Raw genomic sequence first — 10,805 nt, 5'->3', positions numbered from 1 at the left:
GACGGAAGTCGCGCGCGCCGTCGTCGGCCTCGATCCACTGCTCTCCGGGCGGATGGCCGTCGGCGGCCGGCCTTACAGGCCGCGCGAGCCGGCGGATGCGGTTGCCGCCGGAATCGGGCTGGTGCCGGAGGACCGCAAGCAGGAGGCCTTGCTTTTGATGCAGGCGGTGCGCGACAATGTCAGCCTCGTGGTACCCGACAAGGTGTCGCGCTACGGCTTCTTCAGCCGCAGGCGCGAGCGCGCGCTGGTCGCCCGCCATGTCGCCGAGCTCCGGGTCAAGACGCCGTCGATCGAGCAGGCCGTCGGGAAATTGTCCGGCGGCAACCAGCAGAAAGTCGTCTTCGCGCGCTGGCAGGCACGGGGGCCGGCGGTCCTGATCCTCGACGAGCCGACGCGCGGCATCGATGTCGGCGCCAAGGCGGAGATCTACAGGCTCATCGAAAGCCTGGCCGACCAGGGCCTCGCCATCCTGCTCATCTCCTCGGAGATGCCGGAGCTGCTCGGCCTTGCCGACCGCATCCTGGTCATGCAGAGCGGCAGCATCAGCGGCGAGCTGCCGTGGCAAGAGGCGAGCGAGGAGGCGGTGCTGGCACTGGCCATGCGCTCGGACAAGAAAGCAATCGAAAGGAGGGTGTCGTGACCGATACCGCGACCGCCGGACGCGAGCGCGCGCCGGCCAGCCTGTTTGGCCGCATCGGCGCGCAAAACATCAGCCTGCTGATCGCTCTGGTCGTGCTGCTGGCGATCTTTGGCGTGTTGAGGCCGGAGGTCTTCTTCACGCCGCGCAACCTGATCAACATAGGCCTCGCGGTCACCATTCTCGGCATCCTGGCAATGGCGCAGACCGTCGTCATCGTATCGGGCGGGCTCGACATCTCGGTCGGGTCGATCGTCGGCCTGAGCACGATGGTGCTGGCCGTCGCCGCCCAGGAAACCGGCTCGATCCCCGCCGGCATCCTCGCCGGCCTGCTCGCCGGATTGCTGGCAGGCGCAGTCAACGGGCTGATCATCGTCTACGGGCCGGTCAATGCGGTGATCGCGACGCTTGGCACGATGTCGGCCTTCCGCGGCCTCGCCTATCTGATGAACAACGGCAATTCCATACCGATCACCGGCGACAGCCTGCGCGCGCTGGGCATCGGCACGCTGTTCGGGCTGCCCTTCGCCATCTGGCTGCTGATCGCGGCGATGGCGGCTTTCATCGTCTTCACCCGTGAGACGGTCGTCGGCCGCAACATCTACGCGCTCGGCGGCAATCCGACGGTGGCGCGGCTCGCCGGCATCCCGATCCGCCGCTACCAGATCTCGATCTATGCGATGAGCGGCTTCGCGGCGGCGGTGGCGGGACTGGTGCTGGCCAGCCGCACCATGTCCGGACAGCCCGCCTCCGGCAGCCAGGGGCTGGAGCTAGAGGCTATCACCGCCGCGATCCTCGGCGGCTGCGCGCTGCAGGGCGGCAAGGGCACGATCATCGGCGCCATGTTAGGGGTGCTGATCATCGGCGTCCTCAACAACGGCATGATCCTGACCTCCGTGCCGACCTTCTACCAGCTGCTCGCCAAGGGCGCGCTGCTGATCCTGGCCGTCATCGTGCAAGAGCGCCAGCGGGCCCGGTCGGGAGAATAGCCCCGCGCGGGGTTAGACGCTTTCGAGATAGGTCTCGATCTCGAAGTCGCTGACATTGAGCGCGAAGGTGTTCAACTCCTGGCGTTTGCAGGCGATGAAAGCGTCGCGCAGCACGGCCGGGAAGATTTCGGCGACGCGCTTGCCGGTCTCGAAGGCGGCGATCGCCGAGGCCCAGTCAGGCGGCAGCTTGGCAAGCGTGAGGCCCTGTCCCTCGCCGCCGGTCGGCTCGCCAGGCGACAGCTGCCGCTCGATGCCCATCAGCGCGGCACCCAGGATCGCCGCCAGCACCAGATAGGGATTGGCGTCGGCGCCGGAAACGCGATGCTCGATGCGGCGCGCGGCAGACGGGCCGCCTGGAATGCGGATCGCCACCATGCGGTTTTCGTAGCCCCAGGCGACAGCCGTCGGCGCATAGGAGCGCGGGCGCAAGCGGCGGTAGGAGTTGAAATGCGGCGCGAACACCAGCGTGCTTTCGGCCATGGCCGCGAGCAGGCCGCCGACGGCGTGGCGCATGGTGTCGGAGCCCTGGTCGCTGCCGTCGTCGAAGATGTTGCGGCCGTCCTTGTCGAGCACGCTGAAATGAACATGGAAACCGTTGCCGGCGCGCTCGCCATAGGGCTTGGCCATGAAGCAGGCGGCAAAGCCGTGCTTGCGCGCGATGCCCTTGACCGTGCGCTTGAAAAGCACGGCGTCGTCCGCGGCGCGCAAGGCATCCGGAACGTGGTTGAGGTTGATCTCGAACTGGCCGACGCCGTTCTCGGCGATCGCCGTATCGACCGGAATGCCCTGCATGCGGCAGGCTTCGTAGATGTCGTGAATGAAGCCTTCGAAATCGTCGATTTCGTCGATCGAAAGCGCCGCATCGGAATCGAGACGCCGGCCGGTGACCGGCGAGACAGGACCGACCGGACGCTGCGATGTCGGATCGACGAGATAGAATTCAAGCTCGGTCGCGGTAACCGGCGTCAGACCAAGCGCTGCGTAGCGGTCGAGGATGCGGGCGAGCGCGCGGCGCGGATCGCCGAGATAGGGTGCGCCGGCCTCGTCGGCGAGCCACAGGGGCAAAAGCGCCGTCGGATGCGCCGTCCAGTTGACGGGCAGGATGCCGCGTCCGGTCCAATGGCAAAGCCCGTCGGCGTCACCGGTCGAGAAAACCTGGGCGTTGCCTTCGATGTCCTCTCCCCAGATGTCGAGCCCGATCAGCGAATAAGGCATGCGCAGCTTGCCTTCGAGCGCCTTGCGCGCCTGCTCGACCGGGATGCGCTTGCCGCGCATGATGCCGTTCAGGTCGCACACCGCGGCCCGCAGGCTCTGGATGTCGCTTCTGCTTTCAAGCCAGTTCAAAACGTCCGCAATTGCATCGCCCAATTTCCAGCCCCTGTTCTTTCGGAGGTGCTGCAGCCGTTCCGGCTACGATATCCATTCTACAGCTTGTGAGTTTATGAAGGTCGCCACGGATGGTTCCAGGCGATGTTCCTTCATTTTTTCAATTCACTAGCTGGGATATCGGGCGGCATTTTGGGTCCATAGCTGCGATCTGCGATCGCAACATAGCTGGCCGCTAGGGGAAAGCCAAGGGGGCATTTGCGCGGTCAACGGTGAGCTGGCTGCCGGTATCGTGATGGGCGAGGGCAATCCCTCGATCTACGCTGGCATTAGTGCCGCAATTCAGGAAACTTGATCTGTTTGAGAATGTGCGTCGCGCCCTCGTCGATGTCGCGCACGATGGCCGCGCGGGCTCGTTCGCCGTCCTGGACCTCGATCGCCGCCACGACCTCTTCATGATAGTCGATGCCGAGAATGCCGGCGAGGTCGTCCTCGAAGCCGATGCGCAGGTTGCGGAGGAAGGGGCCCACCTGCATCCACACGGTCTCGATGAGGAAGATCATCTGCTCGTTGCCGCAGTGGCGGTATATCGAGAATTTGAAGTCGTGATTCTTGCGCAGGTAGTCGTCGATGTCGCCGCTGCGGGCGGCCTGGGTGAGTTCGGCGCAATGACGGCGGATGGCGCGCAGGTTGTTGCCGTTGATGAGGCCGGTGGCGAGCTCAGTGGCCGTGCCTTCCAGGACCGTGCGCACGTCGGTGAGCTGCTGGAAACGGTCCGCCGAAATCATCGGCACCTCGACGCTGCCGTTCGGCATCGGGCTCAGCGCCCTGAGCGCCTGCAGCCGCATGAAGGCGCTGCGCACCGGCATGTCGCTGGTGCCGAGCTCCTTGGCGAGCTTGCGCGAGGTCAGCTTCTGGCCGGGCTGGAGCTGACCCGACATCAGCGCCCGCACCAGTTCCAGATAGACTTTCTCATGCAGCGGTACTGTGTCGAGGGCAGTCAGTCCGAATTGTGTTTTGTCGGCCATTGGCTATGCGCTACTTCGTCCGTCCCTGAAATCTGGTTTAGCCGCTCTGTCTGCAACCACGACACTTGGCCGGCGGCCCTCGATCGCACGATAGACGGTTAACGCGCGGCGCCGCAAGTGAGGCAGGGGCGGCCTTCCCTGCCTGACCCGAACGGCGCCCCTGGGCATGCGCGCCGTGGAGCGGTTCCAGTTAGCTGGAGACGCACTATCCGATGCGCGCGTCGATGATCTCGACGAAGCGCGCGAAGAGGCCGGCCTGCGACCTGATCTTGAGCTTGCGATAGATGTTGCGGCGATGGACCTTCACGGTCCCTGGGACGATCCTGAGTGCCCTGGCGATCGATTCCGTCGAGTGACCCTGGAGCACCAGGTCGACGACCTGTTTCTCGCGCGAGGTCAGCGACAGGCTCTTCCAGATGTGGGCGCGATCCAGCTCATTGGTCACCGCCGCAGCTTCGCCCGGCGGCGCAACCGTGGTCTCTTCGGCAGGCAAGGCTGGCCAGCGCTGTCGGCAGAAGCCGACCACCGCGGGAGCCATGTCGCGCAACAGCCTGGCGTCGGCTGTTCCGAACGGCCCCGAGGCGCGCAGCCGCATCAGCGACAGCACTAGCGCATCCTTGCCGGCCAGCGGAACGAAGAAGCCGACCTCCTCGGCGAGCCGGGTCTGGCTGTAGTACGAGCGGTAGTACTCGCTGGCATAGAAGCGGTCCGGCGCCAACTCGCGCATGCGCCAGAAGCCTTCCCTGCGCTCGACCGCGGCGTGATGGAAGGGGTCGAGCAGATAGGGCCCTTCCTGATAGAGCGCGACGAAGATGTGGCTTTCGGCCGGCGAGAAGGTCTCGAACAGAAGCGGCGGCCGCGCAGCACCCCGATAGCCGAAGACGACGCAGTGATCGAAGCGGACATGCCCGCGCAGCCAGCCGACGATCGCCTTGCCGAAATGATCGCCGGTCTCGCGCGCCGCGGCAATCACGGCGCCGAGCGCGTTGTAGTCGTCGCTGCGGGAGGCGCTCAATTCATACCCCTCGAAATGCTAAAATCAATTAAATATACCACCCGCGAGGTATATACTAGGCGCCATTGGCTCTGCTAGCTTTGCAAAGATTGCCTCACGCTGTCGCTGGAGCCGTGGCTTGACTGCAGTGCCCGATATCGAGTTTCGCGCGGTCACCAAGCGCTACGGCGCCGTCACGGCGGTCAGCGGCATCGACCTTGCCATCCCGCCCGCGGCCTTCGTCGCCCTGCTCGGACCATCCGGCTGCGGCAAGACGACATGCCTGCGTATGATCGGCGGCTTCGAGCAGCCGAGCGACGGGCAGGTGCTGATCCGCGGCCGCGACATGGCCGGAACGCCGCCTTACCGGCGTCCGGTCAACATGGTGTTCCAGCAGTACGCGCTGTTTCCGCATCTCGATGTCGAGGAGAACATCTCCTACGGACTTCGCCAGGCAAGGCCGCGTCTGTCATCGCGCGAGATCAGCCTGAAGGCAGGTGAGGCGTTGGCCATGGTGCAGCTTGCGGGCTACGGACGCCGCAAGATTCACGAGCTTTCCGGCGGCCAGCAGCAGCGCGTCGCGCTCGCCCGGGCGCTGGTCAACAAGCCTGCGGTGCTGCTGCTCGACGAGCCGCTGGCGGCGCTCGACAAGAAGCTGCGCACAGACATGCAGATCGAGCTGCAGAACCTGCAGCGCGAAATCGGCATCACCTTCGTTCTGGTCACCCACGACCAGGAGGAGGCGCTGTCGATGAGCGACTTCGTGTGCGTCATGAATGGCGGCCGCGTGGTGCAAATCGGCCAGCCGAGCGAGATCTATGACGAGCCGGCCGATCTGTTCGTCGCCGATTTCGTCGGCAAGACGAATCTGCTCAGCGGCAAGGTGGCCGGGCTCTCCGGCGACCTCGTCGATGTGGCGCTCGCCGACGGCACGGTGATTTCGGCGCGCAAGCGGGTACCGCTCAGCCGGGGCGAGGCCGTATCCGTCAGCCTTCGGCCGGAATCGCTCAGCCTCTCGGCGCCCGGAGGCGGCGGCCTCAAGGGCATTGTCCGTAACCGCATCTTTCTTGGCTCGACCGCGGAATACGCGATCGAAGTGCAGGGCATTGGATCATTGCTTACCAAGGCCGATCACGTGACTGGCCGGGGCAACCTTTTCAAGCCGGGCGAACCCGTCGCCATCGGCTTCGCCGCGGGAGCGCCGCTGGCGTTTCCGCAACCTAAGAACAACGGGACCAACCAGAGGGAAGACCAACATGTCAAAATCCTATCGTGACGGACTGCCGATAAGCCCCGAAAAATTCGTCGACCAATTGATGCGCCTGAAGCGCGGCTCGATCAGCCGGCGCGACTTCCTCGGCCTCACCGGCCTCGGTGTCGCGACCGCGGTGATGGCGCGCGAGCTCGGCATCAGGCCGACACCGGCCTTTGCTGCCGAGAACCTCGGCGACCGCATGTCTATCGCCACCTGGCCGAACTATCACGACCCGCAGACCTTCGAGAACTTCAAGGCCGAGACGGGCGTGGCCGTCGAGGTCAACGTCTTCGGTTCGAACGAAGAGATGCTGGCCAAGCTGCAGGCCGGCGGCTCGGGCTGGAGCCTGTTCGTGCCGACCAACTACACCATCTCGACCTATAAGAAGCTCGGCATCATCGAGCCGCTGGACATGGCCAAGCTCGGCAATTTCGACGGCAGCAAGGAAGATGCCCGCTTCACCGCGGAAGGCACGATCGACGGCACGATCTACGCCGTGCCGAAGAACTGGGGCACGACCGGCTTTGCCGTCAACACCAAGAAGCTCGCCAAGCCGATGTCGAGCTGGAAGGAATTCTGGGACACGGCCATGGCGGAAGGCGACGGCCGCACCATGGTGCATGACTACCAGCTGACCACGATCGGCAATGCGCTGAAATATCACGGCTACTCGTTCAACTCGCTGAAGCAGGACGAGCTCGCCAAGGCCGAGGAACTGCTGCTCAAAGTCAAGCCGCATCTCTTCGCGGTGTCGAGCGACTATCAGCCGTCGATGCGCTCGGGCGACGCCTGGATGACGATGTGCTGGACCAATGACGGCGCGCAGCTTCATCGCGATATTCCTGAGATCGCCTATGTGCTCGGCAAGGAGGGCGGCGAGATCTGGACCGACTTCTACGCCATCCCGAAGGACGCGCCGAACAAGCCGGCCGGCTATGCGCTGCTCAACTACCTGATGAACCCGAAGGTCGCCGTCAAGGAGCATCTGGCCAATGGCGCGCCTTCGACCGACGCGCGGGTCAATGCGCTGCTGCCGAAGGAGGTGCTCGAGAACCCGATCCTCTATCCGGCCGCCGAACTTCTGAAGCCGCTCGAGTTCGGCGCCGCCGCGACGCTCACCGATCCGGGCCGCGCCGAGCTGATGGCGCGCTTCAAGGCCGCGTGAATCAGGGCACCAACTCCGGTCAAGTTCTTACCGCCGGCGGGCAGAGGCCCGTCGGCGCCGAAGCGGCTTTTTCAATGCGCGGCAGTCTCCTTCGCAAAAATCTCCTGACCGCCCTACTGCTCGCTCCGGCGACGCTGTGGCTCGTCGTGTTCCTGGTCTTGCCGTTCGTCGCCATCGCCATCTTCAGCGTCGGTGAGCGGGCGCCCGAGGGCGGCTACCAGGCAGCGTTCACCGTCGCTCAATATGCCAACCTGCCGGCACGGGCGACCGCCTTCTGGAACACGATGGTGCTGGCGCCGGTCGGCGCGCTGGCCTGCCTCCTCGTCGCCTATCCCGTCGCCTACTACCTGGCGCTGCGCGCGCCGCAGCGCTGGCGGCTGATCCTGCTCGCGCTGATCGTCATCCCGTTCTGGACCAGCCTTCTGATGCGCACCTATGCCTGGATGTACATCCTTGGCGGGCGCGGCATTCCCGCCCTGCTCGCCTATATAGGCATCGAGGATCTCAGGCTGATCAACACGCCTGGCGCGGTGCTGCTCGGCATCGTCTATGGCTATCTGCCGCTGATGATCCTGCCGATTTATGTCAGCCTCGAGCGGCTCGACCGGCGGCTGCTCGAGGCGTCCGCCGATCTGGGTGCTACGCCGCTATCGACCTTCCTCGGCGTCACGCTCCGGCTGTCGCTGCCGGGCGTGATGACCGGCTTCTCGCTGGTGATGATCCTGCTGCTCGGCGAGTATCTGATCCCGACGCTGCTTGGCGGCGGCAAGGTGTTCTTCATCGGCAACGCCTTGGTCGACCTCTTCCTGCAGTCACGCAACTGGCCGTTCGGATCGGCGATTGCCATCACGCTGGTGCTGGTCTCGGTCGTGGTGCTGATCATCGCCAACCGCCTCTCGACCCGGCTTTCGGGCGCCCGCCGCGTGGACCTGATCTGATGCGCGCCTTCGTCGTTGCCGTCTTTGCCTTCCTCTATCTGCCGATCGCGTTGGTCGTGCTGTTCTCCTTCAATGCCGGCCACCACGCCAGCGAGTTCACCGGCTTCTCCGAGCAATGGTATGGCAAGGCGCTGTCGAACCCGTTCCTGGTCGAGGCGCTGAAGAACAGCCTGTTCATCGCCACCACCAGCGCGCTGCTCGCGGCCTTCTGCGGCACGGCCGCGGCGCTCGGGCTGCAGCGTGTCGGCTCGCGGACAAGGGGCGTGTTCGACGCATTGCTGGGTGCCGCGATCGTCGTGCCGGGCGTGGTCATCGGCATTTCGACGCTGGTAGCGCTGGTGCAGCTCTTCGCCGTCGTCAATCCGTTCCTCGCTTCGGTTTGGCCGACCGACCAGCCGCCGCGCCTGGCGCTCGGCTACGGCTCGATTATCGCCGCGCACGGCCTGTTCTCGATGGCGCTTGTGACGATGATCGTCGGCACGCGGCTCAGCAGCCTTGACCGTAACCTGGTCGAGGCCTCGAGCGATCTCTATGCAACACCGCTGACGACGTTCCGCTCGATCGTGCTGCCGCAGATCATGCCGGCTGTGATTGCCGGCTTCCTGCTCGCCTTCACCTTCTCCTTCGACGACTTCATCATCGCCTTCTTCGTCGCCGGCGCGCAGACGACCTTGCCGATCTATGTCTTTGCCTCGATCCGACGCGGGGTGACGCCGGAGATCAACGCCATCGCGACGATCGTGCTCGCCGCCTCGGTGCTGCTCGTCCTGCTCGCGCAATGGCAGCTCGGCCGACGAAAACCATCGCCTTGAAAGACAGATCCATGATTTTGAAAGATCGCATCGCCGTGGTGACGGGCGCCGGGTCGGGCATCGGGCGCGCCGGCGCCATGATCATGGCGCGGGAAGGGGCTGTCGTGGTGATCGCCGACCGGGATCCGGCGGCAGGCGAGGCCACGGCGGCCGCTATCCGCGCAGCCCGCGGCCGCGCCGAAGCGGTCGCGACCGATGTCGCCAACGACACGGCGGTCGAGGACCTCATAGCGGGAACGCTCGGCAAGCACGGCCGGATCGATATCCTGCACAGCCATGCCGGCATCCAGGTCGGCGGCACGCTGACGGAAGTCAGCACCGACGGCATGGACGCGTCGTGGCGGATCAATGTGCGGGCGCAGTTCCTCGCGGCGAAGACCGTCATGCCGGCGATGATCGCGCAGGGCGGCGGGGTCATCCTCAACACTGCGTCCAATTCCGGCGTCTTCTACGATCGCGAGATGATCGCCTATGCCACGTCCAAGCATGCGGTGGTGGCGATGACCAGGCAGATGTCGCTCGACTACGCCAAACACAATGTGCGCATCAACGCGCTCTGTCCGGGCTGGGTCGACACGCCGTTCAACGAGCCGTTCATCACCCAGATGGGTGGCCGCAACGCAATTGAAAACTATGTACGTACCAAGATTCCGATGGGGCGCTGGGCGAGCGCGGAGGAGATCGCCGAGGCAATCCTGTTCCTGGTCTCCGACCGCTCGTCCTTCATGACCGGCCAGGCGCTGGTCGTCGACGGCGGCGAAAGCATCGGCTGAGGCGCGCTTGGCGAGCGATCTACCGGTCGACGGGATTTCCAAATGCCGGATCGCGGCGTCGCGAGTAGGTGTCGATACGCGGCAGATCGTCGGAAAATTCCAGCCAGGGCAGACGCAGCCGCCAATAGGCGTGGGCTTGTGGCCGAAACCGCTCCGGATGGTCGAAGAAGCCGATGGTGACATAAAGCTCGTCGTTCAGTCCCTCGTCGCGATAGGCGATCGAGGTGCCGCATTTCTCGCAGAAGCTGCGGACGATGCCCCGGGTTTTCGAGAATTCCCTGGGCTGGCCGCGGGTCAAGCGAAACTGGTCCGGCCGGTAACCGATCCAGATGGTCAGCGGGCTTCCGATCGCCCGGCGGCAGTCGTCATCATGGTCGAAGCAGATCCAGAACGGATCGCCCTGCATCTCGGCCGCGATCGCCCCGCAAAAACATGCCCCCGTTTCGATCGTGCTTTCCATCCCATCGCTCCTGATCGTGCTGAATTCCGTCGGCCGCGCTGTGCGCCGGTGGCGTGCTCAGTGGGAACATCAAAACCGGCAGCGAGTTCCTTTGGCCGTGCAACGCGCGGAGTGGTCCCAGCGGGTGGGCTTGCGCCGGAAGCAACGATCGGTCAAACCATAGGCCAGGTTCCTTGAAGAGGTTTGCCGTGCAAATGGAAAAAAGCCGCTCCGGCTCTCGGCTGTTTTCAATTTCGGCCGCAAGAAATCGTCTTTCAGCGGGGCATCACTAGTCATGCGCTGTTGCCGGCACGAGAATCTGCAACGCGCGGAGGAGACCAAGGTCGGTTCGCATGTCGTTCGGGACGGCTGGACCGAGGGGGTATGCGGAGTGCTCGATCCGGCCTGTTGGCCGGCCATCAGGCCGGATCGAGCACTCCGCATACCCC

The 10,805-nt window shown here is 64.9% G+C and carries 11 protein-coding genes; 7 read left to right on the top strand and 4 right to left on the bottom strand.

The annotated features are described in order from the left end of the window. Both EOA75_RS21035 and EOA75_RS21030 read left to right on the top strand, forming a co-directional pair. On the top strand, nt 1-640 hold a 640-nt coding region (locus EOA75_RS21035), incomplete at its 5' end, for an ATP-binding cassette domain-containing protein (protein ID WP_164747474.1). Further along, nucleotides 637-1,626, top strand: coding sequence for an ABC transporter permease (locus EOA75_RS21030; protein WP_127325061.1), 990 nt, complete (start codon nt 637-639; stop codon nt 1,624-1,626). The genes EOA75_RS21035 and EOA75_RS21030, both read left to right, overlap by 4 nt. Before the next feature lie 12 nt (nt 1,627-1,638). Here the strand turns inward: EOA75_RS21030 and EOA75_RS21025 are convergent, their stop codons facing one another. The 3 genes from EOA75_RS21025 to EOA75_RS21015 all read right to left on the bottom strand — a co-directional run bounded on the left by EOA75_RS21025 (nt 1,639) and on the right by EOA75_RS21015 (nt 4,995). Beyond that, nucleotides 1,639-2,994 (bottom strand): glutamine synthetase family protein, encoded by a 1,356-nt coding sequence (locus EOA75_RS21025; protein WP_067319031.1) that lies wholly within the window; start codon nt 2,992-2,994, stop codon nt 1,639-1,641. Between the two features lie 287 nt (nt 2,995-3,281). After that, nucleotides 3,282-3,980, bottom strand: a complete 699-nt coding sequence (locus EOA75_RS21020) for a GntR family transcriptional regulator (RefSeq protein WP_066990043.1) — start codon at nt 3,978-3,980, stop codon at nt 3,282-3,284. Nucleotides 3,981-4,185: 205 nt separating this feature from the next. Then, nucleotides 4,186-4,995 carry a helix-turn-helix transcriptional regulator gene (locus EOA75_RS21015; protein WP_095783587.1) on the bottom strand — a complete coding sequence of 270 codons (810 nt, stop codon included), beginning with the start codon at nt 4,993-4,995 and terminating at the stop codon, nt 4,186-4,188. A gap of 118 nt (nt 4,996-5,113) precedes the next feature. Here EOA75_RS21015 and EOA75_RS21010 point away from each other — a divergent pair, with 118 nt between their 5' ends. The 5 genes from EOA75_RS21010 (at nt 5,114) to EOA75_RS20990 (ending at nt 9,917) form a co-directional block, all read left to right on the top strand. Next, a complete protein-coding gene (locus EOA75_RS21010; protein WP_067319026.1) occupies nt 5,114-6,250 on the top strand; it encodes an ABC transporter ATP-binding protein in 1,137 nt (378 codons plus the stop codon). Next, the gene (locus EOA75_RS21005) at nt 6,231-7,394 is read left to right on the top strand and encodes a spermidine/putrescine ABC transporter substrate-binding protein (RefSeq protein ID WP_095800622.1); all 1,164 of its coding nucleotides are present in this window, start codon (nt 6,231-6,233) and stop codon (nt 7,392-7,394) included. The genes EOA75_RS21010 and EOA75_RS21005 overlap by 20 nt, the downstream gene beginning before the upstream one ends. A gap of 74 nt (nt 7,395-7,468) precedes the next feature. Further along, a complete protein-coding gene (locus tag EOA75_RS21000; RefSeq protein ID WP_095800661.1) occupies nt 7,469-8,332 on the top strand; it encodes an ABC transporter permease in 864 nt (287 codons plus the stop codon). Then, entirely contained in the window at nt 8,332-9,144 is an 813-nt protein-coding gene (locus EOA75_RS20995) for an ABC transporter permease (RefSeq protein ID WP_127325060.1), read from the top strand. Before EOA75_RS21000 ends, EOA75_RS20995 begins: the two co-directional genes overlap by 1 nt. Nucleotides 9,145-9,155: 11 nt before the next feature. Further along, complete coding sequence (locus EOA75_RS20990; RefSeq protein ID WP_127325059.1) at nt 9,156-9,917, top strand: glucose 1-dehydrogenase; 762 nt, start codon at nt 9,156-9,158, stop codon at nt 9,915-9,917. Nucleotides 9,918-9,936: 19 nt separating this feature from the next. Here the strand turns inward: EOA75_RS20990 and EOA75_RS20985 are convergent, their stop codons facing one another. Next, nucleotides 9,937-10,377 (bottom strand): GFA family protein, encoded by a 441-nt coding sequence (locus EOA75_RS20985; protein ID WP_095780081.1) that lies wholly within the window; start codon nt 10,375-10,377, stop codon nt 9,937-9,939. Nucleotides 10,378-10,805 lie beyond the last annotated feature (428 nt).

The organism is Mesorhizobium sp. M1A.F.Ca.IN.022.07.1.1 (assembly GCF_003997575.1).
Lineage (GTDB): Bacteria > Pseudomonadota > Alphaproteobacteria > Rhizobiales > Rhizobiaceae > Mesorhizobium.
Note: the sequence above shows the minus strand (reverse complement) of the source record. Positions and strands in the feature narration are given on the sequence as shown.